The sequence below is a fragment of the Nocardia sp. NPDC101769 genome (assembly GCF_044766925.1).
Lineage (GTDB): Bacteria > Actinomycetota > Actinomycetes > Mycobacteriales > Mycobacteriaceae > Nocardia.
This window is the reverse complement of record NZ_JBIWMX010000018.1, coordinates 125381-149026: the sequence shown is the minus strand read 5'-3', so window position 1 is coordinate 149026 and position 23646 is coordinate 125381. Positions and strand designations below refer to the sequence as shown.

24 protein-coding genes are annotated in these 23646 nt (G+C 68.8%); 6 read left to right on the top strand and 18 right to left on the bottom strand.

Annotated features, from left to right (window positions below):
• Nucleotides 1-50: 50 nt before the first annotated feature.
• Complete coding sequence (locus ACIRRA_RS26535; RefSeq protein WP_356996657.1) at nucleotides 51-473, top strand: PPOX class F420-dependent oxidoreductase; 423 nt, start codon at nucleotides 51-53, stop codon at nucleotides 471-473.
• Nucleotides 474-609: 136 nt separating this feature from the next.
• On the opposite strand, the gene ACIRRA_RS26530 is transcribed toward ACIRRA_RS26535, so the two are convergent.
• Nucleotides 610-1737 carry a M24 family metallopeptidase gene (locus tag ACIRRA_RS26530; RefSeq protein WP_402773233.1) on the bottom strand — a complete coding sequence of 376 codons (1128 nt, stop codon included), beginning with the start codon at nucleotides 1735-1737 and terminating at the stop codon, nucleotides 610-612.
• Between the two features lie 281 nt (nucleotides 1738-2018).
• Here ACIRRA_RS26530 and ACIRRA_RS26525 point away from each other — a divergent pair, with 281 nt between their 5' ends.
• A complete protein-coding gene (locus tag ACIRRA_RS26525; protein WP_402773230.1) occupies nucleotides 2019-2987 on the top strand; it encodes a 5'-3' exonuclease H3TH domain-containing protein in 969 nt (322 codons plus the stop codon).
• Here ACIRRA_RS26525 and ACIRRA_RS26520 read toward each other — a convergent pair whose 3' ends face one another.
• From ACIRRA_RS26520 to dop, 13 genes are all read right to left on the bottom strand, one after another.
• Complete coding sequence (locus ACIRRA_RS26520; protein WP_402773227.1) at nucleotides 2988-3446, bottom strand: hypothetical protein; 459 nt, start codon at nucleotides 3444-3446, stop codon at nucleotides 2988-2990.
• A 98-nt stretch (nucleotides 3447-3544) separates the two neighbouring features.
• Nucleotides 3545-4276, bottom strand: coding sequence for a DUF4333 domain-containing protein (locus tag ACIRRA_RS26515; protein WP_402773225.1), 732 nt, complete (start codon nucleotides 4274-4276; stop codon nucleotides 3545-3547).
• Between the two features lie 112 nt (nucleotides 4277-4388).
• On the bottom strand, nucleotides 4389-7085 hold the full coding sequence (locus tag ACIRRA_RS26510) for a DEAD/DEAH box helicase (protein WP_402773223.1): 2697 nt from the start codon (nucleotides 7083-7085) through the stop codon (nucleotides 4389-4391).
• Nucleotides 7086-7088: 3 nt separating this feature from the next.
• Complete coding sequence (tatC, locus tag ACIRRA_RS26505; protein WP_402773220.1) at nucleotides 7089-8063, bottom strand: twin-arginine translocase subunit TatC; 975 nt, start codon at nucleotides 8061-8063, stop codon at nucleotides 7089-7091.
• Nucleotides 8064-8197: 134 nt separating this feature from the next.
• Nucleotides 8198-8467: a Sec-independent protein translocase subunit TatA gene (gene tatA / locus ACIRRA_RS26500; RefSeq protein ID WP_354832182.1), complete on the bottom strand. Its 270-nt coding sequence runs from the start codon at nucleotides 8465-8467 to the stop codon at nucleotides 8198-8200.
• Nucleotides 8468-8532: 65 nt separating this feature from the next.
• Nucleotides 8533-9564 carry a 2-dehydropantoate 2-reductase gene (locus ACIRRA_RS26495; protein WP_402773218.1) on the bottom strand — a complete coding sequence of 344 codons (1032 nt, stop codon included), beginning with the start codon at nucleotides 9562-9564 and terminating at the stop codon, nucleotides 8533-8535.
• Nucleotides 9561-10664 (bottom strand): helix-turn-helix transcriptional regulator, encoded by a 1104-nt coding sequence (locus ACIRRA_RS26490; RefSeq protein ID WP_402773215.1) that lies wholly within the window; start codon nucleotides 10662-10664, stop codon nucleotides 9561-9563. Before ACIRRA_RS26490 ends, ACIRRA_RS26495 begins: the two co-directional genes overlap by 4 nt.
• Nucleotides 10661-11653: a helix-turn-helix transcriptional regulator gene (locus ACIRRA_RS26485; protein WP_402773212.1), complete on the bottom strand. Its 993-nt coding sequence runs from the start codon at nucleotides 11651-11653 to the stop codon at nucleotides 10661-10663. The genes ACIRRA_RS26490 and ACIRRA_RS26485 overlap by 4 nt, the downstream gene beginning before the upstream one ends.
• A gap of 216 nt (nucleotides 11654-11869) precedes the next feature.
• Complete coding sequence (pafA, locus tag ACIRRA_RS26480; protein WP_354832174.1) at nucleotides 11870-13228, bottom strand: Pup--protein ligase; 1359 nt, start codon at nucleotides 13226-13228, stop codon at nucleotides 11870-11872.
• 202 nt (nucleotides 13229-13430) lie between these two features.
• On the bottom strand, nucleotides 13431-14201 hold the full coding sequence (prcA, locus tag ACIRRA_RS26475; protein WP_402773209.1) for a proteasome subunit alpha: 771 nt from the start codon (nucleotides 14199-14201) through the stop codon (nucleotides 13431-13433).
• The gene (gene prcB, locus ACIRRA_RS26470) at nucleotides 14198-15058 is read right to left on the bottom strand and encodes a proteasome subunit beta (protein ID WP_402773207.1); all 861 of its coding nucleotides are present in this window, start codon (nucleotides 15056-15058) and stop codon (nucleotides 14198-14200) included. The genes prcA and prcB overlap by 4 nt, the downstream gene beginning before the upstream one ends.
• Nucleotides 15055-15249 (bottom strand): ubiquitin-like protein Pup, encoded by a 195-nt coding sequence (locus ACIRRA_RS26465; protein WP_040857423.1) that lies wholly within the window; start codon nucleotides 15247-15249, stop codon nucleotides 15055-15057. Before ACIRRA_RS26465 ends, prcB begins: the two co-directional genes overlap by 4 nt.
• 193 nt (nucleotides 15250-15442) lie before the next feature.
• A complete protein-coding gene (gene dop, locus ACIRRA_RS26460; protein WP_356996635.1) occupies nucleotides 15443-16942 on the bottom strand; it encodes a depupylase/deamidase Dop in 1500 nt (499 codons plus the stop codon).
• Nucleotides 16943-17074: 132 nt separating this feature from the next.
• On the opposite strand from dop, the gene ACIRRA_RS26455 reads away from it, so the two are divergent.
• On the top strand, nucleotides 17075-18298 hold the full coding sequence (locus tag ACIRRA_RS26455) for a DUF418 domain-containing protein (RefSeq protein ID WP_402773202.1): 1224 nt from the start codon (nucleotides 17075-17077) through the stop codon (nucleotides 18296-18298).
• A 139-nt stretch (nucleotides 18299-18437) separates the two neighbouring features.
• Here the strand turns inward: ACIRRA_RS26455 and ACIRRA_RS26450 are convergent, their stop codons facing one another.
• On the bottom strand, nucleotides 18438-19169 hold the full coding sequence (locus ACIRRA_RS26450; RefSeq protein ID WP_402773199.1) for a TetR/AcrR family transcriptional regulator: 732 nt from the start codon (nucleotides 19167-19169) through the stop codon (nucleotides 18438-18440).
• A 94-nt stretch (nucleotides 19170-19263) separates the two neighbouring features.
• Here ACIRRA_RS26450 and ACIRRA_RS26445 point away from each other — a divergent pair, with 94 nt between their 5' ends.
• Nucleotides 19264-20184 (top strand): diiron oxygenase, encoded by a 921-nt coding sequence (locus tag ACIRRA_RS26445; RefSeq protein ID WP_402773197.1) that lies wholly within the window; start codon nucleotides 19264-19266, stop codon nucleotides 20182-20184.
• A complete protein-coding gene (locus tag ACIRRA_RS26440; RefSeq protein ID WP_402773194.1) occupies nucleotides 20181-20531 on the top strand; it encodes a DUF4873 domain-containing protein in 351 nt (116 codons plus the stop codon). The genes ACIRRA_RS26445 and ACIRRA_RS26440 overlap by 4 nt, the downstream gene beginning before the upstream one ends.
• Nucleotides 20532-20549: 18 nt before the next feature.
• On the opposite strand, the gene ACIRRA_RS26435 is transcribed toward ACIRRA_RS26440, so the two are convergent.
• Entirely contained in the window at nucleotides 20550-21239 is a 690-nt protein-coding gene (locus ACIRRA_RS26435; RefSeq protein ID WP_402773192.1) for a TetR/AcrR family transcriptional regulator, read from the bottom strand.
• Between the two features lie 127 nt (nucleotides 21240-21366).
• Here ACIRRA_RS26435 and ACIRRA_RS26430 point away from each other — a divergent pair, with 127 nt between their 5' ends.
• Complete coding sequence (locus tag ACIRRA_RS26430) at nucleotides 21367-21822, top strand: nitroreductase family deazaflavin-dependent oxidoreductase (protein WP_402773189.1); 456 nt, start codon at nucleotides 21367-21369, stop codon at nucleotides 21820-21822.
• A 3-nt stretch (nucleotides 21823-21825) separates the two neighbouring features.
• Here the strand turns inward: ACIRRA_RS26430 and ACIRRA_RS26425 are convergent, their stop codons facing one another.
• Entirely contained in the window at nucleotides 21826-22188 is a 363-nt protein-coding gene (locus ACIRRA_RS26425) for an arsenate reductase family protein (RefSeq protein WP_402773186.1), read from the bottom strand.
• A 46-nt stretch (nucleotides 22189-22234) separates the two neighbouring features.
• Nucleotides 22235-23608: a hypothetical protein gene (locus ACIRRA_RS26420; protein ID WP_402773183.1), complete on the bottom strand. Its 1374-nt coding sequence runs from the start codon at nucleotides 23606-23608 to the stop codon at nucleotides 22235-22237.
• Nucleotides 23609-23646 lie beyond the last annotated feature (38 nt).

The window sequence follows — 23646 nt, the reverse complement described above, 5'->3', positions numbered from 1 at the left end:
CCGGGCACCACTGTCCGGTGCGTCCGAGTCCGGATTGCTAGCGTCGGATCATGACCACCACCGCCGCACGCCCCGAACTGTCGCCCGCCGCCGCCGACTTCGTCACCGAACGCCACCTCGCCACCCTCTCCACGCTGCGCGCCAACGGCACCCCGCATGTGGTCGCGGTCGGGTTCACCTGGGATCCCGAGTCCGGTATCGCGCGCATCATCACCAATGACGGGTCGGTCAAGGTCAACAATGTGCGGCGCTCGGGCTACGCGGCGGTGAGCCAGGTCGACGGCCCGCGCTGGATCACCCTCGAGGGTCCCGCCACCGTGCTCGACGACCCGGATTCGGTGGCCGACGCGGTCGAGCGTTACGCCGGGCGCTACCGGCAGCCGCGGGAGAACCCGACCCGCGTCGTGATCGCCATCGATGTGCAGCGCGTGATGGCCAGCAGCGTCTTCAAGGGCGACGCCGCCGGGCACTGACGCCGATCCCGGCGATCCGGGTTCGGGTGCGACCGATTGCTTTGCGGCACACGGCCCGTCCAATCTCGCGAGTGCGCACCAGAGATCCGGGGCGGGCCCGGGCCGTCGTACGTGTGGAGGCCGAAGGCGGCCGGTGCTATAGGCGAGTCAGGCCGTGGGGGCGGTGGTTCATCGACTCGCAGCCGTCCTCGGTGACGATCACGATGTCCTCGATGCGCGCGCCCCAGACGCCCGGGAAGTAGATGCCCGGCTCGATGCTGAAGGCCATGCCCGGAGCGAGGACCAGGTCGTTGCCGGCCACGATGTAAGGCTCCTCGTGCACCGACAGTCCGATGCCGTGTCCGGTGCGGTGCACGAAGTAGTCGGCCAGATCGGCCGCGGCCAGCACATCGCGGGCGGCGGCATCGATGGATTCGGCGGTGACACCCGGGCGTACGGCGGCCACCGCGGCGGCCTGAGCGCGTTCCAGTTCGGCGAACTGCGCGGCCACCTCCTCGCTCGGCTCGCCCAGCACGTAGGTGCGGGTGGAATCGGAGAAGTAGCCGGGCTCGACCGGACCGCCGATATCGATCACCACCACGTCGCCGGGCTCGATCACCCGGTCCGACACCAGGTGGTGCGGGTCCGCGCCGTGCGGACCGCTGCCCACGATGACGAAGTCGGCCTCGGTGTGGCCCTCCTCGACAATGGCGGCCGCGATATCCGCGCCCACCTCGGCCTCGGTGCGGCCGGGACGCAGGAACTCCGCCATGCGGGAGTGCACCCGATCGATGGCCGCGCCGGCCCGGCGCAGGGCCTCGATCTCGCTGGTGTCCTTGACCATTCGCAGCTGCCGGAGCAGCGGGGTGGCCGAAACCGGCAGCGAGCCAAACTGATCGGCGATGGGCAGCAGGTGCAGGGCGGGCATGACATCGGTGACCGCCACCCGCGCACCGGCATTGAGCACGTTCCGAACAATGCGGTACGGGTCCACCCCGTCCACCCAGTCCACGATCTGCAACCCCAGCTCACCGGCCGCCGATCCCTTCAGCGAGGCCAGCTCCAGCTTCGGGATCACCACCGAGGGCGTCTCCCCGCTGGCCGGGATCACCAGACAGGTCAGCCGCTCGAAGGACTGCGCCCGCGACCCCATGAGGAACCGCAGGTCAGGACCCGGTGTAATGAGCAACGCGTCGAGATGAGCGTTGCGCGCCAACTCGGCCGCCCGCTCCATCCGTGACCCGTAGATCTCCGCCGCGAACCGTGACTCGTCATGAGCGCTCATGCCCACCGACGCTACTCCCCGACCCCGCCACCCTCCAGCCACCGCCGAACTTCGCACCCCCGGCACTCTGTGCCACCACCGGACGGCACCCCGACCCCGCTGCGGCCCAGTACGTTTCGACCCTCCCGGGAATGGCATGGTCTTTCGGCCGCACCAGCACGCCGCCACGCCGAGTCCGATGAGCAATCGCCCGGCCGTCGGGGCACACGAATTCCCACTGCGCCCGACTCCTTCGCCGCGCTGCGCGGACCTGTCGGCCGGTCCCGGTAGGGTCGAGCGCTATGAGCACCCCTGCCGCCGGTCCGCTGCTGCTGCTCGATGGGGCCAGTCTGTGGTTCCGGGCGTTCTATGCGATCCCGGAGAAGATCACCGCACCCGACGGGCGGCCGGTCAATGCGTTGCGCGGGTTCACCGACATGGTCGCCGCGCTGGTCAAGCAGCATGCGCCGAGCCGGTTGGTGGTCTGCCTGGACCTGGATTGGCGGCCGCAGTTCCGGGTGGACCTGCTGCCGTCGTACAAGGCTCATCGGGTGGCCGAGGATGCCCGCGAGCCGGTCGACGGGGTCGTGGCCGAGGAAGTGCCGGATACCCTCACCCCGCAGGTCGACATGATCATGGAGGTACTCGAGGCCACCGGCATCGCGACCGCCGGGGCCGAGGGCCTGGAGGCCGATGATGTGATCGGCACCCTGGCCACCCGGGAAGGCACCGACGAGGTGATCGTCGTCAGCGGCGACCGGGACCTGCTGCAGCTGGTCCGCGACACCCCGACACCCCCGGTGCGCGTCTTCTACGTCGGCCGCGGACTGGCCAAGGCGGAGCTCTGGGGACCCGCCGAGGTTTCCGCCAAATACGGTGTGCCGGAAGAGAATGCGGGCCCCGCCTACGCCGATATGGCCACCCTGCGCGGTGACGCCTCCGACGGCCTGCCCGGCGTCGCGGGCATCGGCGACAAGTCCGCCGCCCAGCTCATCTCCCGTTTCGGCTCGGTGGAGGCCCTGCGCGCCGCGGCCGCCGACCCGGACTCCGATCTCGCCAAGGGTGTGCGCGCGAAACTCGTTGCCGCCGACGACTATCTGAAGGCCGCGGCCCCCGTCGTCCGGGTCGTCAGGGATGCCGACGTCGCTCACTCGGGCCCGGACCTGTTGCCCGTCACGCCGGCGGACCCGGATCGCCTCGCGGAACTGGCCACCGCCTACAACGCCGAGAACCCGGTCAAGCGGCTCATCACCGCCATGGCCAAGCGCTGATCAATGCGGCAGCGGGCCCACGGGACAGGTCTCGGGCCTGCCGTCGAGATCGGTGATGGCGGCCTCGGTGAAGTAGCCGCCCTGCAGATTGCGCAGGGTGATGTGGGTGGTGCCGGTGGCGGTCTTCCCGGCGGCGCAGCTCGGCTGGCATGCGCGCCGGTACTCGATGCCGTCGCCCTCGGCGGTGTCGGGACCCCAACTGCTCCAGGTGATGTCGCGGACGCTGAGCCCGCCGTCGCCACACGCCAGCACCATGCCGGCAGGCTGCACATCGGCTTTATTGGTAATGCAGTCGTTGACCACCGGACCCGCTGCCTCAGCGCCCGCGAACGGCACGGACGCCAGCCCGGCGCGCGCCACTGCCACCACGGTCGCGGTCCAGCCCGCGATACGAACAGTCGAATTCATCTCGCCCCCGATCACCATCAACCAGAAGATTTCGACCCGCTTACTCGTCATCGAGGATTGGCCAACCCCTGGCAAACGCGAGGGCCCGGCCGCGATCGTCCGATCACGCCCGGGCCCAACACAATTGCCCAGTCCCCCGCCCGAAAGAATCAGCTGGGGCGGCCGACCTCGTAGGTGCCGTCATCCTTGGTGATCTTGATGGTCACCTTCTTGCTCTCGCCACCCACCTTGAGGGTGCAGTCGAAGGTCTTGTCGACCTCGACCTTCTGACCCGACGGGCAGCTCACATCCTGGACGTCGTCGATGCCGTAGGAGTCCTTGAGTACCTTCTGTACCCCGGACTGCACGGCCTTGTTGTCCAGCTGGTCCTTGCTCAGCAGCCAGGCCAGACCGCCGCCGGCCGCGGCCAGCACCACCACGACGGCGACCACGATCCCAATGATCAGACCGGTCTTCTTCTTTCCGGCGGGCGGCTGCTGCGGCTGTGGCCACTGCTGGCCGGCCTGCTGGTTCCAGTCCTGCTGACCGGGCTGACCCTGCTGCGGCCACTGCGGCTGCGACTGCCCCCACTGCTGGTCGCCCTGTGGCTGCTGCCACTGCGGCTGACTCTGCCCCCACGGCTGCTGCACCGGCTGCTGTGGCTGCGACTGCCCCCACGGCTGCTGCACGGGTTGCTGCGGCTGGCTCTGCCCCCACTGCTGGGCCGGCTGCTGCTGTTGCGACGGGTCGCCCCACTGCGCGGTCGGCTGCGCGGGCTGCTGGCCACCCCACTGCTGAGTCGGTCCGGCGCCGGGCGCGGGCTGCTGACCGCCCCACTGCTGCGTCGGATCGTTGCCTCCCCCCTGACCAGGGGCGTCATTCGGTCCGTACGGGCCGCTCATCTGCTTGCCTCCAATAGCAATCCGTTGTACTCACGCTAGCCCCCCGAGCGGGACCACGCTCGTGTTCCCGCTGCGGTCGGTACATCCAAGAATCAAAGCACAGTCGTATCTACTACGCCGCGTCCACGGCTACGACACCCCGGCGGATGGCCCGCACCGCCTTGCTCGCGGTGGCCGCCACCTCGACATCGTCGGCGGTGTTGTGAATCTGGTCCAGCAGATCGATGACCTGGCGGCACCAGCGCACGAAATCGCCCGCGGAGAGCGGGTTTCCGCGATCGCCACTGGCGAGCAGCGCATCGGCGAGGTCGTCGCCGCGGGCCCAGGTGTAGACGCCCGTGACGAAACCGAGGTCGGGTTCCCGGGTGGGCTGCACCCGGTGCCGGGACTCGTCGGCGCGCAGCTGCGACCACACCCCGATGGTGGCGTCCACGGCCCGGCGAATCGGCGCGGTCGGGCCCGAAGCGCCCAGGTAGCCGCCCTCCTGCCGGGATTCGTAAACCAGGATGGACACCACCGCGGCCAGCTCGGCCGGGCCGAGCCCGCGCCACAGTCCCTGCCGAAGGCTTTCCGCCACAACCAGATCCGCCTCGGCGTAGATGCGGGCCAGGCGGCGGCCGTCCTGGGTGACCTCGCCGTGCTCGACGTAGCCGCGCTCCTCGAGCAGCCCGAGGATGCGGTCGAAGGTGCGCGCCAGGGAGTTGGTGGTGGCCGCCACCTGCTGGCGCAGGTGCTCGGTCTCGCGTTCGACCCGGTTGTAGCGTTCGCCGATACGCGCCAGCTGTTCCCGATCCGGCCGCGAGTGCGCCGGATGATTGCGCAACGCCCGCCGCAGGGTCTGCAGCTCACGGTCGTCGGCGGCCTTGGACTTGCCGCCGCCGTGCCGCCCGCGCCGCGGCGCGGTGATGCCGGTGCTGCGCAGCGCGGAGGCCAGGTCACGGCGCACCCGCGCGGTGTGATGGTCGACATGCTTGGGCAGCCGCAGCCGGCCCAGCGATTCGGCCGGGGTCGGGAAGTCCGCGGCCGAGACCCGGCCCGCCCATTTGTCTTCGGTGAGCACCAGCGGACGTGGATCACCCGGTGTCGCATCGGGTTCCAGGATCACGGCCAGACCCTGGCGGCGTCCGGACGGAATCGCCACCACGTCCCCGCGCCGCAGTGCGGTGAGCGCGGCCACCGCGGCCTGCCGCCGGTCGGTGCGGCCCTGTCGTTCCAGGTGCCGTTCCCGGTCCCGGATGCGCTCGCGCAGCTGGATGTATTCGAAGAAGCTCTCGTCGCCGAGCTGCGAGCGCAGCTTGCGTAGCTGGGCCTCGTTGCGTTCGATGCCCCGCACCAGGCCCACGACCGACCGGTCGGCCTGGAACTGGGCGAAGGACCGCTCCAGCAGCGCCCGCGACTCCACCGCGCCCATGCGATCGACCAGATTGATCGACATGTTGTAGCCCGGCCGGAACGACGACCGCAGCGGATAGGTCCGCGTCGATGCCAGACCCGCCACCGCGCTGGTGTCCACCTCCGGTTGCCACAGCACCACCGCGTGGCCCTCGACATCGATGCCGCGCCGCCCGGCCCGACCGGTGAGCTGCGTGTACTCCCCCGGCGTCAGCTCGGCGTGGCTCTCACCGTTGAACTTCACCAGCCGCTCGAGCACCACGGTCCGCGCCGGCATATTGATGCCGAGAGCCAGCGTCTCCGTGGCGAACACGGCACGTACCAGCCCGCGCACGAACAGTTCCTCGACCGTGTGCCGGAAGGCGGGCAGCATGCCCGCGTGGTGCGCGGCGAAACCACGGTGCAGCGCCTCGCGCCACTCCCAGTACCCGAGCACCTCGAGGTCACTGCGCGGCAGATCACCGGTGTGCTTCTCGATGATGGCGTCGATCTCCTCGCGATCGTCCTCAGGCGAGAGATCCAGCCGCGAGCGCACGCACTGTGCCAGTGCCCCATCGCATCCGGCGCGGCTGAAAATGAACGTGATCGCGGGCAGCAGCCCCTCGTCGTCGAGCCGGGCGATCACCTCCGGCCGCGGCATGGGCCGGAACGAGCGCCGCGGCCCGCCACGACCGCGCCCGGGCACCGCCCAATTGTCCATCCGGTCAACGGCTTCGCGGTGCTTGATATAGCGCTGCAGGTCCCCGTCCACGATCACCTTGGCGTCGCTGGACTTGGGGTCGAACAGGTCGAACATGCGCCTGCCGACCATGACGTGCTGCCACAGCGGCACCGGCCGGGTCTCGTCCACGATCACCGCGGTGTCGCCGCGCACGGTCTCCATCCACGCGCCGAACTCCTCGGCATTGGAGACCGTCGCGGACAGGCTGACCAGGCGCACCTCCGGCGGGAGGTGCAGGATGACCTCCTCCCACACCGCGCCGCGGAAGCGGTCGGCCAGGTAGTGCACCTCGTCCATGACGACATACGAAAGCCCGCGCAGCGCATCGGAACTCGCGTACAGCATGTTGCGCAGCACCTCGGTGGTCATCACCACCACCGAGGCGTCGGGGTTGATGGACTGGTCGCCGGTCAGCAAGCCGACCTCGTCACGACCATAACGTTCGGTGAGATCGGCGAACTTCTGGTTCGAGAGCGCCTTGATGGGCGTGGTGTAGAAACACTTCCCGCCCGCGGCCAGCGCCAGGTGCACCGCGAACTCGCCGACCACGGTTTTGCCGGCGCCGGTGGGCGCGCAGACGAGCACACTGTGCCCGCCCTCGAGCGCCTCACACGACTGCCGCTGGAACGGATCGAGCTCGAATTTCAGTTCGGCGGCGAATGCCGCCAGTTCGCCAGTAAGCGACCTTGATGTCACTTTTCAGAGAGTATCGGAGTAATCCGACACGCCTCGCGTTGTTTTCTCGAGCGGTGTCGTGGACACCGGTTCCGCGGTCGGCACCGGAGTCGGGGCGTCGACGCCGCCGGGCGCCGTATCCAGCGGAGACGCCTCGTCGTCGGCCAGCTTGTCCCAGGCCTCCGCATTGCGGGCCCGGCGCTTGTCGTTGAGGCGCGCGAACTGCACCGCGATCTCGAACAGCAGCGTCAGCGCGAGTGCCAGCGACAGCATGGAGATCGGGTCCTGCGGGGTCACGATGGCCGCGAACACGAACAGGCCGAAGATCAGTCCGCGCCGCCACTTGGTGAGCCGCTGATAGGTCAGCACCCCGAGGAAGTTCAAACCCACGATGAGCAAAGGGGTTTCGAAGCTGACACCGAAGATCACCAGCAGCTTGATGATGAAGCTGAAGTACTGCGCACCGCTCAGCGCGGTGATCTGCACATTGCTGCCGATGGTCATCAGGAAGCTGAGCGCGTGGGCGACCACCCAGTACGCCAGCACCGCACCGGTGACGAACAGCGCCGCGCCCGCCGCCACGAACGAGACCGCGTACTTGCGTTCCTTGGCGTACAGCCCGGGCGTGATGAATGCCCACAGCTGATACAGCCAGAACGGGCTGGCCACCACCACACCCGCGGTGGTGCCGACCTTCAGGCGCAGTGTGAACTGCTCGAAGGGCGCGGTCGCCAGCAATCGGCAGGCGCCGTCGGCGCTCAGATTGGCCCGCGAGGAAGCGGGCAGATCACAGTAGGGGCCGCGCAGGATCTCACCGAGACTCTCGATCCCGAAGATCGAATGCGAGTACCAGAAGAACCCGAACAGGGTGCCGATCGCGACCCACGCCAGCGCGATGAGCAAGCGCCTGCGGAGCTCCGAGAGGTGCTCCACCAAGGACATGGTGCCGTCGGGGTTCGTGCGGCGCTTGCTGCGCCGGGGATCGAACGGGATGCGCATGTGTGTGTGACTGCCTCCGCCTTGCGGCCAAAGAAGACGCGGGCGCGACTGCACGCCCCTGAAGATCCGGAGAAACCGGACCCGGACAACACCCCATCCGGGATGAGCGGCGCTCATCCCGGATGGTCGTGGTCTCAGGCCTTCTGCTGGTCGTTCGGCTGCGGCGTGGGCTGCACCGGCTGAGCGGGCGGCAGCTGGGCCGGCGGCTGCACCGGCTGGGCCTGGGCCTCGGGAGCGGCCTCGCCCGTCTTGCCCTCGTTCTGCATCTGGCTGACCTCGGTCTTGAAGATGCGCATCGAGCGACCCAGGCTACGGGCCGCGTCGGGCATGCGCTTCGAACCGAAGAACAGCAAGAAGATCAGCACGACGATCAGCAAGTGCCACGGGCTGATGGCGCCTGTCATTCCATTACCTCCAAAGACTCTGGTGAGTCCGATGCTACCGGACCCGCACATCGCGAAGCTTGTTGTCAACCCTTGTTCGCCGCGCCGTCACGCGCGGCGTCGGTGAGCTGTTCCAGCAATTCCGGGCCCGACCAGGTGCGCCGGTCGCCGTTCTCCGCAGCTGACACGAGTTCGATCAGCTTCTGGTTCACCGGCGTGGGTATTCCTACCATGGTCCCGAGGCTCACGATTTCACCGCACAGCCAAGGGATTTCGGTTCTGCGCCCGGCAGCCAGGTCGTCGGCCATGGACGAGCGGGCCACCGGATCGACTGCCAGTACCTTCCCGGCAACCCGGCGGAAGATGCCATCGGGCACGGTCAGCAGCCGGGCCATGATCTCCGGCGGCAGCGGCGTGAGCCGGGCCGGGCGGATGCGGGCCGCCGCCATGACGTCCAGCGCCTCCCGCTGGGCCAGGGCCAGACAGCGGCGGTAGTCGCGGGTGCCGAGCTCTTCGCGCAGCGGGCGACCCGACAGCGCGTTGATGGGGTTGTTCAGGTTGAGCAGCAGCTTCGCCCACTGGATGGGCAGCAGATCGGTATACCGTTCGAAGCCCAGACCGGACTTGGCGAAGACCGGGCCGAACCGGTCGAGCATCGGGTCGTCGGCGACGTCGACCGTGCCCGCGGTGCCGCGGTGGAAGCGGCCCTGGCCGTGATGGACGACATTGAACATGACCATCCCGGCCAGCACCACGCAGGTGGGCAGGAGCTCGCGGATGACCGCGTCGTTGCCGATGCCGTTCTGCAGGCTGATCACCACCGTGCCGGGCCGCACCAGGTCGGCCAGTTCGGCGGCGGCGGTCGCCGTGGCCGCGGACTTCACGGTGATCAGCACCAGATCGGTGTCACCGGCGGGCTCGGTGACCGCACGGAAGGCGTCCCCTTCGACCCGCGCGTCATTGCCGTCCAGATCGGTGAGCCGCAGCCCGAAGGTGCGCAGTTCCTCCACCACGCGCGGCCGTCCGACGAAGGTGACCTCGGCCCCCGCCGCGGCGAGCCGGCCGCCGACGTAGCAGCCGATGCTGCCCGCCCCCAGCACCGTCACACGGAAACTCAAGCGGGACCGACCCCCTCGAGCCCAGCGTAGGCGGCCAGTGCCGAGCTGGACCGCTCGCGCACCGCGGTCACCAGTTCGGCCGGGCCGAGCACGGTGACGCCGGCGCCGAAGCCGAGCAGCAGGCGCGCCATCCAGTCCAGGGTGGCGAAGCGCATGGTGGCCTCGACGCTGCCGTCCGGGTGGGCGGTGACCCGATGCATCGGGTACTGCTCGAGCACCCAGGCGTAGTCGGGGCGAATCAGCAAGCGCGCCAGCGGGACCGCGGGATCGTCGACGAACAGGTCCAGGGCGGCGGTCTCGTCCGCGGCCGCCTCGGCGGGCGGGCGGGCCGGCTCGTCGAGCTCAGTGGCCTTCTCGATGCGGTCGAGCCGGAACAGGCGCACGCCCTCGGCCTGCCGGCACCACGCCTGCAGGTAGCTGTTGTTGTCCACCAGCACGATTCGGATCGGGTCCACGATGCGCTCGGAGACCACGTCGCGGCTCGCCGAGTAATAGACCAGGCACAGCGCGTGATCCCGCTCCAGCGCGGACCGGACGGTCGCCACAGCGGGGGCCTCGACCGGCACGGGGAGCGGCGGTCCGGCGAATTCACGTCCGGTGATGGCGGATTCGATCTTCGCGATGGCGGCGTGCGCCGCGCTCGGGTCCACCATGCCGGGCAGGTCCGCGATGGAGCGCAGCGCCACCAGCAGCGCGGTCGCCTCCAGGGAGGTGAGCCGCAGCGGGCGGTCGATGCCCGCGGAGAAGGTGACCTCGATGCTCTCCTCGGAGAAGGACAGGTCGATGAGATCGCCCGGACCGTACCCGGGTAGGCCGCACATCCACAGCTGGTTGAGATCGGTCATCAGCTGCTTGGAGGACACGCCGAGCTCGGCCGCCGCCTCCGCCGCGCTGATGCCCGGATTGGCCTGGAAATACGGAATCATGTTGAGCAGCCGGGCCAGCCGGGTCGACAGCCGGCTGGTGCTGGCCGCCGCGCTCCCCCGCCGGTCCTTCGCACCATCGGAAGCCCGTGCGCCGTCACCGGTTCCGCCCCGGCGCGCGCCGGTGGCGTCGATCACATTGTCTCCCCGGCGTTTCCGCGACGCAGCCTCGCTCATGCCGACACCTCCGTCCGCTCCAGCACCGACTTCAGGCGCGCGATCACATTCTCGCGCAGGTCTCCCGGGGCGAGCACCAGGGCATCCGCGCCGAGTCCGGTGATGAGCCGGGCCAGCCAGTCCCGGGATCGGATGGGCACCTCCACGATCGAGCCGGGACGTCCGCCGAGCGCGCGGTCCTCCATGACCGGCCCGAGTCTGCGGATCTCCTGCCCGCGGCCCTCGGCCACCCACACCGTGGCCGAGCCACTGATCGGGGTCTGCGCGGTGACCTCGGCGACCACCGCCCGCAGGTCCAGGTCCTCGGGCTTGTGCACGGCATTGGCCGGACCGTACTCGGTGACGTCCTCGTCGATACGGGAGATACGGAACACGCGCTGTGCGTCGCGGACATTGTCGTGCGCGACCAGATACCAGCGGCCGTGGTGGGTGACCACACCCCAGGGCTGCACGTCCCGTTCCACCGGATCCCCGTGGGACTGCCGGTGTTTGAACGTCACCGCCCGTCCGGCGTCGATGGCCGCGAGCAGTTTGCCGAGCACCGGTTCCGAGCCGCGGGTGCGGGCCGGGACCGCGGGCACCGCCGACACCCCGGCATCGGGCTCCACGTGAATACCGGCCGCGCGCAGCTTGAGCAGACCGCCCTCGGCGGCCGCGGCCAGCTCCGGGGACTCCCACAGCTGCACCGCCACCGCGACCGCGGCGGACTCCTCGCTGGTCAGATCGATATCGGGCAGCTCGTACGCATCCCGGTTGATGCGATAGCCCTCGACACCCGAATACCGGCTCACCGGACCGATTTCCAGGGGTATTCCCAGATCGCGCAGCTCGTTCTTGTCGCGCTCGAACATCCGGCTGAACGCCTCGTCGCTCGCGGACTCCTCATACCCGGCGACCGACTCCCGGATGCGCTCCGCGGTCAGGAACTGCCGGGTGGACAGCAGCGCGATAACCAGATTCATCAACCGCTCGACCTTGGATATCGCCACCCGATAGAGAGTAATGGACTGTGTTCGATTTGCCTCCGCCGCGCTCCGGCGGTGTTCGCGGGCAGGCGCGGGGAGGCGGAGCCGTGAAGGTCTCGTTCTTCCCTCGCTCCACTCCCCCGCTCCACTCGGTCCGGAACGAGACGGGCCGCGAACCCTCGGGCGTCCTCCGAAATCGGAGAATCCGGGTGTTCGCGGCCCGTGATCAGGTAAAACAGCTCACATCGAGGCGATGAGGCGATCCACGCGCTCGTCGACCGAGCGGAACGGGTCCTTGCAGAGCACCGTGCGCTGGGCCTGATCGTTGAGCTTGAGGTGGACCCAGTCGACGGTGAAGTCGCGGCCCGCCTCCTGAGCGGCGGTGATGAAATCGCCGCGCAGTTTGGCGCGGGTGGTCTGCGGCGGCGTGGTCACCGCCGCGTCGACCGCCTCGTCCTCGGTGATCCGCTTGGCCAGACCCTTGCGGGCGAGCAGGTCGAAGACGCCGCGGCCGCGCTTGATGTCGTGGTAGGCCAGATCCAGCTGCGCGATCTTGGGATCGGACAGCTCCATGTTGTAGCGGTCCTGGTAGCGCTGGAACAGTTTGCGCTTGATGATCCAGTCGATCTCGGTGTCCACCTTGGCGAAGTCCTGCGCCTCGACGGCATCCAGGGTGCGGCCCCAGAGATCCACCACGGCGTCGACCTGCGGGTCGCGGTCGCGGTTGCGCAGGTGCTCGACGGCGCGGGCGTAGTACTCACGCTGGATGTCGAGCGCCGAGGCCTGCCGGCCACCGGCCAGCCGCACCGGGCGACGGCCGGTCAGATCGTGCGACACCTCGCGGATGGCGCGAATCGGATTGTCCAGAGCGAAGTCTCGGAACGCGACACCCGCCTCGATCATCTCAAGCACCAGCGAGGCCGTGCCCACCTTGAGCATGGTGGTGGTCTCGGCCATGTTCGAGTCGCCCACGATCACGTGCAGGCGCCGGTACTTCTCGGCATCGGCGTGCGGCTCGTCGCGGGTGTTGATGATCGGCCGGGAACGGGTGGTCGCCGAGGAGACGCCCTCCCAGATGTGCTCGGCCCGCTGCGACAGGCAGAAGGTGGCCGCCTTCGGCGTCTGGAGCACCTTGCCCGCGCCGCAGATCAGCTGGCGGGTGACCAGGAACGGCAGCAGCACATCCGAGATCCGGGAGAACTCGCCGGCGCGGACCACGAGGAAGTTCTCGTGGCAGCCGTAGGAGTTGCCCGCCGAGTCGGTGTTGTTCTTGAACAGGTAGATATCGCCGCCGATACCCTCCTCCGCGAGCCGCTGCTCGGCGTCTATGAGCAGATCCTCCAGAACCCGCTCGCCGGCGCGGTCGTGGGTGACCAACTGCACCAGGCTGTCACATTCGGCCGTGGCGTACTCCGGATGGGAACCGACATCGAGGTAGAGCCGGGCACCATTACGAAGGAACACGTTCGAGCTACGGCCCCAGGAAACTACCCGGCGAAACAGATACCGGGCCACCTCGTCAGGACTCAACCGACGGTGACCGTGGAACGTGCACGTCACCCCGAATTCGGTCTCGATCCCCATGATTCGTCGCTGCACCCTATCGACATTACAGCGGAGTTGTCGCCGGTAACGGGCTTGTCGGACAGCTGATGCAAACGTATTCACAACGATTTAGCACGGGATGCAACGTGGCACGCGCTCTACCCTGCGAAAAAGCAAGGCTCCTTTGCACTCTGCTATTGAGAGTGCAAAGGAGCCTTATCCCGAATAGCGGGATTTGCCTACGCCGGCGCGGGCCCTACGACGGGTCCCCGCTCGACGGCTTCTCGGCCTCGGCCGCCGCTTTCGCGGTCGGCGCCTTGCCGGTCACCAACTCCTGCAGCGCGGCGCCCTGGATGCGGCGAAACGCCCGCCGCGACCGGGACTGCTCCAGGGTTGCCACCTCGAGCGAGGCGGAACCCAGGGTGCGCTGCTTGTCCTTGTCGCCCTCGGGGACGGCCTTCTGCAGCGCGGCCACCGCCGTGGAGATGGCCGAATGCAGATCCATGCCGGGCTGGTACGAAGCCTTGAGGGCGGTGGTGATCGGGTCGGTGTTGCCGCCCATCACCACGAATTCGCGCTCGTCGACGATGGATCCGTCGAAGTTGATGCGGTAGAGCACCGAGTTCGAGGACTGCTCCGGATAACCCACCTCCGCGACGCAGATCTCCACCTCGTAGGGCTTGAGCTGGTCGGTGAAGATGGTGCCGAGGCTCTGCGCGTAGAGGTTGGCCAGGAAGCGGCCGGTGACATCGCGGCGGTCGAACTGGTAGCCGCGCAGATCCGCCTGCAGGATGCCCCCGCGGCGCAGCGCCTCGAACTCGTTGTACTTGCCGACCGCGGCGAACCCGACCCGGTCGTAGAGTTCACTGATCTTGTGGAGCGTGGCCGAGGGGTTCTCGGCCACGAACACCACGCCCTTGTCGTACACCAGCACCACGACACTGCGGCCCCGTGCGATGCCCTTGCGCGCAAGTTCGGTCTTGTCGCGCATGATCTGTTCGGCCGACGCGTAATACGGCAGTGTCATGCTTCGCCGATCCCCTCTGCCGCCAGTGCGGCCCGCTCCTCCACCATCGCCCGCGTGATTTCCTTCAGGCGCTCCTCGGTCACTTCCTCGGAGCCCTCGGCGTCGATGACGATCGCGGTCGGGTAGATGTTCCGCATCGTGTCGGGCCCGCCGGTGGCGGTGTCGTCGTCAGCGGCGTCGAAGAGCGATTCGATCGCGATCCGCAACGCCCGGTCCTGATCGATCCCACGCGCGTAGGTCTTCTTCAGCGACGACTTGGCGAACAGTGAACCCGACCCCACCGCGGTGTACCCGAAGCGCTCTTCGCTGCGGCCGCCGACCACGTCGTAGGACACGATGCGCCCGGACTTGTCCGGGTCCTGCGCGTCCGGGTCGAAGCCGACCAGCAACGGCACCACCGCGAGACCCTGCAGGGCCGCGGGGAGGTTGTCGCGCACCATTTTCGACAGCTTGTTGGACTTGCCGTCGAAGGTGAGGGGCACGCCCTCGATCTTCTCGTAGTACTCGAGTTCCACCGCGAACAGGCGGATCATCTCGATCGCCATACCCGCGGTGCCGGCGATGCCGGCCGCGGAGTAGGTGTCGGTGATGTACACCTTCTCGATGTCACGGCTGGCCAGCAGGTTGCCCTGGGTGGCGCGGCGATCGCCCGCGATCAGCACACCGCCGCGGTAGCTGACCGCGACGATGGTGGTGCCGTGTGGCGCTATGTCCGACGGCACGCCCGGATTGGGGTGCGTACCGTCGAGTCGGATTCCGTTGCCGGGCAACAGTTCCGGAGCGTGCAAACGCAGGTACTCGGAGAAAGAGGATTGGGCGAACCCCAACTGGAGCCGCAGGGGGTCACCTTGGGTCACTGGCCGCCCTTCTGCACGTATGCGCGGACGAAGTCCTCCGCGTTCTCCTCGAGCACGTCGTCGATCTCGTCGAGCAGGTCGTCGGTTTCCTCCGCCAGCTTCTCGCGACGCTCCTGTCCCGCCCCACCGTCGCCGATCGGGCCCTCGTCCTCGTCGCCGCCACCGGCGCGCTTGGTCTGCTCTTGTGCCATAGCAGCCGACCTCCTCTGTGATCATCGGCGAGCACCGGAGAAGATCCGATGCTCGTCCCCCAACACTACCCACCAGCGGGGACAACATGCCGGATTAAGCGTCATTGTGCTGTTGCCGCGATCTCCCCGCCGCCATGTCGCGGACACGAAAAAGGGGCACGGGGTTCAGCTCCCCGTACCCCTTTCGCATGGCCTAGTGGGTCAGCTGCTGGACCAGTTCGGAGGCGGTGTGCACGCCGTCCAGGAGTTTGCCCACGTGGGACTTGGTGCCGCGGCGGGGCTCCAGGGTCGGGATGCGAACCAGGGAGTCGCCGCCCAGGTCGAAGATGACCGAATCCCAGCTCGCGGCCGCGATATCCGCGCCGAAACGGCGCAGGCACTCGCCGCGGAAGTAGGCGCGGGTGTCGGTGGGCGGGTTGGTCATGGCGTCGGTGACCTCCTGCTCGGTCACCAGGCGCTGCATGGAGCCACGGGCCACCAGGCGGTTGAAGAGGCCCTTGTCCAGGCGCACATCCGAGTACTGCAGGTCGACCAGGTGCAGCTTGGGGGCGGCCCAGGACAGGCCCTCACGGTTGCGCATGCCCTCGAGCAGGCGCAGTTTGGCGGTCCAGTCGAGCAGGTCTGCGGTTTCGAGGGGGTCACGCTCGAGCAGGTCCAGCACGTGTGCCCACTTCTCGATGACGTCCTTGGTGCGCTCGTCGTCGTTTCCGGTCCGGTCCATGAACTTCTCGACCCGGTCGAGGTAGATGCGTTGCAGCGCAAGGCCGGTCAGTTCGCGGCCGTCCGAAAGCGCAACGGTGGCACGCAGAGTCGGGTCGTGGCTGATGGTGTGCACGGCGGTGACCGGGCGGGCCAGCTGCAGATCCGAGAGGTCCTCGCCGGCCTCGATCAGGTCCAGCACCAGGGCGGTGGTGCCGACCTTGAGGTAGGTGGACCATTCGGCGAGGTTGGCGTCGCCGATGATGACGTGCAGGCGGCGGTACTTGTCGGCGTCGGCGTGCGGTTCGTCGCGGGTGTTGATGATGCCGCGCTTGAGGGTGGTCTCCAGGCCGACCTCGACCTCGATGTAGTCCGCGCGCTGCGACAGCTGGAAACCGGGCTGGTCACCGGACTGGCCGATACCGACCCGGCCGGAGCCGCAGATCACCTGACGGGACGCGAAGAACGGGGTCAGGCCCAGGATGATCTGGTTGAACGGGGTCTCGCGGCTCATGAGGTAGTTCTCGTGGGTGCCGTAGGAGGCGCCCTTGCCGTCGACATTGTTCTTGTACAGCTGCATGCGCGGGGCGCCGGGGACGCTGGAGGCGTAGCGGGCGGCGGCCTCCATGACGCGCTCACCGGCCTTGTCCCAGATGACCGCGTCCAGCGGGTCGGTGACCTCGGGGGCGGAGTACTCCGGATGGGCGTGGTCGACGTAGAGGCGGGCTCCGTTGGTGAGGATCATATTGGCCGCGCCGACCTCGTCGGCGTCGATCACCGGCGCGGGCCCGTTGAGCCGGCCGAGATCGAAACCGCGCGCGTCGCGCAACGGCGATTCCACCTCATAGTCCCAGCGTGTGCGCTTGGCGCGCGGCACGCCCTCGGCCGCGGCGTAGGCGAGCACCGCCTGGGTGGACGTGAGAATCGGGTTGGCCGACGGCTCGGTAGGCGTCGAAATGCCGTACTCGACCTCGATTCCGATGATGCGCTGCATGCGATCGAGCCTAGGCGAAAGGCATGCCCGGACGCGGGTGGACTGTCCGGGTTGGGGTCATTCGCTGGTCGTAGTCGGGGTCGTTCTCCGGGGCGATCCGCGCCGAACTGCGACGACGGCACAATGACCGGCATGGTCGAATCGGCTTCCGCCCCGCGCCCGGCGCTGGCGCCCACCCCGGCCGAGGAGTCGAATCCCGTTTCCGCGCAGCCGCGTTCGGGTCGGCTGGCGGCACTGGACGTGCTGCGCGGCATCGCCATCCTGGGGACGCTGGGCACCAATATCTGGATCTTCACCAATGCCGAAGGGCTGCTCGGCTATGTCGCGCGCAGTGACGAACCGCACGGAGCCTGGTTGTGGACCGAGCGGTTGCTGCAACAACTCGCGCAGGGAAAGTTCCTCGGACTGCTGACCATCATGTTCGGCATCGGGCTGGCTATCCAGCAGCGATCGGCGGTGCGCGGTGGCCGGTCCTGGCCGGGCGGATATCCGGTGCGGGCCGGGCTGCTGCTGCTCGACGGGCTGGTCAACTTCTTCTTCGTCGCCGAGTTCGACGTGCTGATGGGGTACGCGGTCACCGGGCTGGTGGTGGCGTTCATCCTGGCGACGAGCCCGAAGGCACAACGGCGCTGGCTGATCGTGGCGGCGGGCATCCACCTCACCATGCTGTCGCTGATCGCCGTGGCGATCGTGCTGGGCCCAGGGGGCGGGGGCGGCGGGCACCGGCCGCTGGACCCGAATCCGTATGCGGACGGGTCGTTCTGGGATCTGGTGGCATTCCGCTGGGATCACGTGCTGCTGTTCCGGCTGGAGCCGGTCTTCATCTTCCCGATGTCGATCGCGCTGTTCCTGATGGGCGCGCGACTGTTCCGGGCCGGGGTGTTCCGGCCCGAAGGTGCGCGAATCCGGAAGCGCCTCATGGTGATCGGGTTCGTGGTCGCCGCACCGATCGATCTGATCCTGGGCCTGGCCGGCGGCGACCTGATCCTGCTGGCCCGCTACGGCACCGCGCCGCTGGTCTCGCTCGGCATCCTGGCCCTGGTCGCGGAGGGCTACGCGCACCGACCGGACCCCGGCTTCGTCGCGCGCCGCTTCGCCGAGGTGGGCCGAATGGCGTTGAGCTGCTACATCGTTCAGAACCTGGTGTCGGGATTCCTCTGTTACGGCTGGGGTCTCGGGCTGGCGAGCCTGGTGTCCGCCAATGCGCGGGTGCCGTTCACCACCGGGATCTATGTGCTGGTCTGCGCGCTCATGCTGGTGTTCGCCCACATCTGGCTGCGCCGCTTCGACCGCGGGCCGGTCGAGTGGCTGTGGAACCGCAGCTACCGCGCGCTCACCGGGCGCGGAGTCCACTGACCGGTCGGATGCCACCCGAGCCGGTCGCGTCGACCCGCGAGGCGGAGGTGACGGTGACGGACCCTGACTCGGCGGCGGCAAGGACGAAACCGGATGCGGCAGAACGAAACCGCATGACTTTCTCCTTCGGTCGTGCTGGTTACACCACCCGCGCGGCCTCCGTGCGGGACAGCAGTTCGCTCACCACGGTGTCGCGGGTGAGCGGGACGTCCAGGCTGCGGGCATTGCCCTCGAGCAGCGCCAGAACCGATTCGGTGAGGATGCCCTCGACTTGCTCGGAGGACAGGGTGGGGGCGGCGCGCCAGCTGTTGACCACGCCGTCGACGAAGCCGACGGTGCCGAAGGCCATGGGGCGGGCGCGATTCCGGTCGATGCCGAAACGCTCGAGGGCGTCGGCGAACAGGTCGGCGAGCCGGCCGCCGATGCGGTCGCGGGCGCCGGCCAGGGCGGTCGAGGCCTCGCCGTGCGGGTCGCCGGCGGCCAGGAAGCGGTGCAGTTCCGGGTGGCGTTCGACCCAGCCGACATAGCTGCCGACCGCGCCGCGCACCAGGTCGCGGACGGTGCCGTCGGGGTGCAGGCGGGGCAGCAGTTCGGCGGTCAGGGATTCCAGGATGTGGCGGCGGATGGCGCCGTCGAGGTCGGCGCGGCCGTCGAAGTGCCGGTAGACGACCGGGCGCGGGACCTGCAGCCGGTCCGCGATCTGCTGGACCGAGATCTCGGTGCCGTTCTCCTCGATGACAGCCAGCGCGGCATCGAGCATGTCGGCACGGCGCTGGGCCTTGTGACCGTTCCAGCGGGTGCTGCGACCGTCGGCCGCACGCTCTCGGTCCCGAAGGGAGGGCTGCACGGGTCTGCGTCGGGTGCCGGTCACGGGCCTCACGATACTCACCTCACCGTTGACCGAGACAGTATGTAGCACTAATCTGAGTGTAACAGCCAGTATCAGTAACAAATCGGGAGCTGTCATGGGCGACAACGCCGTCTCCGCCCCCACGGCCGCCACACTGTCCGGGCGTGAGTCCTTAGCTCAGCGCTTGCTGACCGGATCGGCCAAGAAGTCCTACGACCCCGTGGTCGACATGGACTGGGACGCCCCGCTGGACCCGGACAAACTCTTCCTGCCACCCGAGCTCGTCTCCCTCTACGGCACCCCGCTGTGGGAGGCCATGACGCCCGCCCGGCGCCGCGAGCTCTCCCGCGAGGAGCTGGCCAATGTGCTGTCGGTCGGCATCTGGTTCGAGAACCTGCTCAACCGGCTGCTGCTACGCGAGCTCATGGCAGGCGATCCGACCTCCCGGCACGCGCACTACACACTCACCGAGATGGGCGACGAATGCCGGCACATGATGATGTTCGGCAAGCTCATCGAGCGGATCGGGACGCGGCCGTACTGGCCCAACCGGTTCGAGCGCTGGACGATCAGCGCCCTGCAGCTGTTCCTGCGGGGCTCGATGGTGTGGGTGGGCGCGCTGGTGGGCGAGGAAATCTTCGACGCGCTGCAGCGCCGCACCCTCGACGATCCACAGCTGCAGCCACTCGTGGCGCGGGCCATGCGGATTCACGTCACCGAGGAGGCACGGCACATCGGGTTCGCGCGCGCGGCCCTGGCAGACCGGGTGCCGACCATGTCGAAGGCCGAATTGCAGTACACGCGACTGTGTGTCGCGGTCGCCGCTCCCCTGTTCGTCTACCTGATCACCAACTGGCACATGTACGCCCGCGCGGGCATCGAGAAGGGGCGGGCGGCCCGCAGGCTGGCCCGTGCCAACCCGCATTCGAGGCGGGCGCTCGGGCTCGGCGCCGCGAATCTCGGTGCGTTCCTGGACACGCAGGGGCTGATGGGGCCGATCGGCAAGCGTCTCTGGCGGCGGCGAGGGCTGCTGTGAGATTCCGGCGGGCGCGGCGCGACTCCCCCGCACCGGCCGACCCGCACGCCGGATTCACCGAACCCGAAGCGGCGCCGGACTATTCGGGGTCCGCATTGCTGGACGCGCCCGGCGCGGAGGTGGCGGTGCGCGTGGCATTGACCGGGCATCTCGATCCGATCGACGGCCAATTCCACTGGCACGGGCGGATTTCCGCGGTCGACGGGAGCGAACTACCCGATCCCGGCCGCGGGCAGGTGTTCCTCACCGTGCCGGGCGGTGCGCCCGCGCCCGGCGTGCTCCAGGAGCGGGACCCGTGGGGGAATCTGCGTATCGCCGGGATCGGCGCGCCACCGTTTCCGCTGTAGCGCACCGAGGTTCGAGCGCTACTCGGTGAGCCCGATGACGTCGGCCATGGTCTCGACCGAATAGGCGAAGAACGGCCCGGCCGGGTCCATCGTATTGTCCAGCTGCCCGAACAGTTCGAAGGTGACCGCGCCGAAGAGCTGGGTCAGGCCCACCATGGCACGCGCCACCGCAGCGGCGGGCATGCCGGAGTCGAGGAAGGCAGCGATCAACGCGGATTGGGTCTCGAGCTCGGGGGTGAGGGTTTCCGCGGGCGTGGCCAGGGTGCCGGACTGCCAGGCCCGGTGCACGATGCCGAGGGCGGCGAGGGGTCCGCGCGACGCGGGTGCGACGGTGGTCTGCGGGGCGCGATAGCCCGGCACCGGTGATCCGTACACCAGCGCGTACTCGTGTGGGTGCGCGATCGCCCAGTCCCGCACGGCATTCGACAGGGCCCGCCACTGGGCACGGGGCGCGGTCTCGGTCGCGATCGCGTGCTCGACGGCATCGCCGAGGGCGTTGTAGGCCTCGATGATCAGCGTGGTCAGCAGCTCGTCGCGACTGGGGAAATACCGGTACAGCGCCGAGGACACCATGCCCAGCTCACGGGCGATGGCCCGCAGTGAGAGCGCGGGTGCGCCGGATTCGGCGAGCTGGCGGCGCGCGGCGTCGGTGATCTCGCGGGTGATCTCGGCGCGGGCGCGGGCTCGGGCGGTACTGGGCACGCTCATTCCGACAGTGTGCCACGAATCGGATCGCCGACAAGTTTCGAGAGCACTGCTCTTGTCAACCCAAGGGTCATGCGCGCACACTGATCACATCAGAGAGCACCACTCTCACAATCGAAGGATGTGCCCGATGGACGCCCACACCGCCGCCACCCGCTACGTCGGCCCGAAGGGCCTGGACCCCTACATGAACCGCTTCTTCAACCTGCTGCCCAAACTCGGCATCAGCATCGCCGGCTCCCGGCTGCTGGCCGTGCGCGGCCGCAAATCCGGCGAGTGGCGCACCACCCTGGTCAATGTCCTCACCACCGACGACGGCGCCCGCTACCTGGTCGCCCCGCGCGGGCACACCCAGTGGGTCCGCAACCTGCGCGTCGCGGGATCCGGCGAACTGCGCCTGGGCCGCAAGGTCCAGACCTTCACCGCCACCGAACTCCCCGACGTCGACAAGATCCCGGTGCTGCGTGCCTACCTCGACCGCTGGGGCTGGGAGGTCGGCCGCTTCTTCGAGGGCGTCACCAAGCACGCCACCGACGCGGAATTGGCCGACATCGCCCCGGGTTTCCCGGTTTTCGCGCTGGCCTGAGGCTCAGCGGAGTTCGTCGAGGGTTTCCTCGTCGCGGGCCAGGTAGGCGCGGCCGTCGGCGGTGAAGACGATGGGGCGCTGGATCAGTCGCGGATGCGCGGCCAGGGCCTCGATCCAGCCGTCACGGTCGGCGGGGGTCCGGCCCCACGCCGAGACGCCCAGCTCCTTGGCCTCGGGTTCGGCGGTGCGGGTGATGTCCCACGGTTCGAGGCCGAGTTTGGTCAGGGCGGCGCGGATCTCGGTGGCCGAGGGCGGGTTGTCGAGATAGCGGCGCTCGACATAGTCGGTGCCGGTGTCGTCGAGCACCGCCTTGGCGGTACGGCTCTTGGAGCACTTCGGGTTGTGCCAGATTTCGGTCGCTGCCATGGGTTCAGCCTAGGCGGCGGCGACCGGGCCACCGCTCACCGGCACATCAGACCCAGTCGACGACCCAGCGGTAGGGACGCATCCAGTACAGGCCGCCCTCGGGAACGGGCGCGCCCCAGCGCTGTTCGGCCTGGGTGAGCTGCCAGCGGTATTCGGGGGCCGGCTCACCACCGTGGATCTCGTAGAGGTGACGCCGCCAGGTATTGATCATGGCGGGGACGGCCTGCTGGTCGTTCTCGTAGGCCCACTCCACGTTTCGCATCATGAGGCTGTCCACGGCGTGGTTGGCGGCATTGGGGTCGCCGGTGCTCAGCGAGTGCAGGAAGGCCGCGACCAGGTTGTAGGCGATGGCGTCGTGGACCGAGGTCTGGCCGTTCTCGAGCGACCAGACGCCCAGGTAGGTCGGCCCCTGCTCGTCGATCCACACCGAGTGCGCCTCGCCGACCCGGTTGTCGAAGATGAGCGCGGTGAGCAGGCCCAGCGTGGACTTTCCCATGATGAGCGGATCGGGACGGCCACTCGAGAGGGCATCGTCGATGAGCGCCCGATAGGCGGCCGCGGCGATGCCGGGCCGGTTGGCGTCCATCAGGGCGTCGGCGGTCTCGCCGCCGGCGAGCTGCGCGGCCGGCGGCTGGGACGGGCCGGAGACCGCCTGCGGTACGCCGTCGCCGACACGCAGGAACTGGGTCTGCATGGCATCGGGGGCAACCGGATCCGACAGCGGCACGCCGTTGCCCAGCGGGTCGTCCAGATCCAGGTTGACAGCGAGAGGTTCCTGCAGGCTGGGCGCGGTTTGCAGGTATTCCAGTGCCACCCGGGCAAATTCGTTGTCCTGACTTTCCAGCCATTCGCGCCCGGCGCGCAAGGTGTCGACGAGATGGCCGCCGACGCCCTGCTCGATGGCGGCGCACAGGCCGTAGTAGCCGTAGCCGCGGTAGTCGTCGTGGCCGACGCCCTCGGTGATCAGCAGCTGCGCGTATCTGCTGGCCAGATCGTGTCTTTCGATATCGCCGAGCAGCGTGCACGCGGTCATGGCGGCCATCAGCACCTCGGCGTGCTCGCCGTGGGCGCGCCGCAGGTCGATGCAGCGGTCGGCCATGACGACGGCGCTGTCGGGCCGGCCCTGCTGGGTGGCGGCCTCGACGGCCATGGAGTACATGGTGGCCAGCGTGGCGGGCGGGATGTCGGCCGGGTAGCGGGCCGGGCCGTGTTCGGCCAGGTGCAGGGCCTGCGCGTAATCGCCCGCGGCGAAGGCCGATCGGAAGCGGTAGGACACGATCCAGCCGTACTCCTTGGGATCGGGCGTCGCGTCGAGCCCGTCGTCGAACGCCGACAAACGGGCCAGCGCCTCGTCGGCCCGGCCGCTGTCCAGCATGCCGCTCGCCTCGTTCATCACCTCGACGAACGCATTTCGATCCATGGCCTACTCGCCTTCCCGCATATGTCAGCCCCGGATCG

Coding starts and splice junctions, on each gene's coding strand:
- dop (WP_356996635.1), bottom strand. CDS start 16,942: ATGCAGCGCATCATCGGAATCGAGGTCGAGTACGGCATTTCGACGCCT.
- prcA (WP_402773209.1), bottom strand. CDS start 14,201: ATGACACTGCCGTATTACGCGTCGGCCGAACAGATCATGCGCGACAAG.
- tatA (WP_354832182.1), bottom strand. CDS start 8,467: ATGACAGGCGCCATCAGCCCGTGGCACTTGCTGATCGTCGTGCTGATC.
- ACIRRA_RS26535 (WP_356996657.1), top strand. CDS start 51: ATGACCACCACCGCCGCACGCCCCGAACTGTCGCCCGCCGCCGCCGAC.
- ACIRRA_RS26435 (WP_402773192.1), bottom strand. CDS start 21,239: ATGAGCGTGCCCAGTACCGCCCGAGCCCGCGCCCGCGCCGAGATCACC.
- ACIRRA_RS26420 (WP_402773183.1), bottom strand. CDS start 23,608: ATGGATCGAAATGCGTTCGTCGAGGTGATGAACGAGGCGAGCGGCATG.
- ACIRRA_RS26515 (WP_402773225.1), bottom strand. CDS start 4,276: ATGAGCGGCCCGTACGGACCGAATGACGCCCCTGGTCAGGGGGGAGGC.
- ACIRRA_RS26520 (WP_402773227.1), bottom strand. CDS start 3,446: ATGACGAGTAAGCGGGTCGAAATCTTCTGGTTGATGGTGATCGGGGGC.
- ACIRRA_RS26465 (WP_040857423.1), bottom strand. CDS start 15,249: ATGGCACAAGAGCAGACCAAGCGCGCCGGTGGCGGCGACGAGGACGAG.
- ACIRRA_RS26430 (WP_402773189.1), top strand. CDS start 21,367: ATGGACGCCCACACCGCCGCCACCCGCTACGTCGGCCCGAAGGGCCTG.
- ACIRRA_RS26530 (WP_402773233.1), bottom strand. CDS start 1,737: ATGAGCGCTCATGACGAGTCACGGTTCGCGGCGGAGATCTACGGGTCA.
- tatC (WP_402773220.1), bottom strand. CDS start 8,063: ATGCGCATCCCGTTCGATCCCCGGCGCAGCAAGCGCCGCACGAACCCC.
- ACIRRA_RS26425 (WP_402773186.1), bottom strand. CDS start 22,188: ATGGCAGCGACCGAAATCTGGCACAACCCGAAGTGCTCCAAGAGCCGT.
- ACIRRA_RS26455 (WP_402773202.1), top strand. CDS start 17,075: ATGGTCGAATCGGCTTCCGCCCCGCGCCCGGCGCTGGCGCCCACCCCG.
- ACIRRA_RS26445 (WP_402773197.1), top strand. CDS start 19,264: ATGGGCGACAACGCCGTCTCCGCCCCCACGGCCGCCACACTGTCCGGG.
- ACIRRA_RS26525 (WP_402773230.1), top strand. CDS start 2,019: ATGAGCACCCCTGCCGCCGGTCCGCTGCTGCTGCTCGATGGGGCCAGT.
- ACIRRA_RS26490 (WP_402773215.1), bottom strand. CDS start 10,664: ATGAGCGAGGCTGCGTCGCGGAAACGCCGGGGAGACAATGTGATCGAC.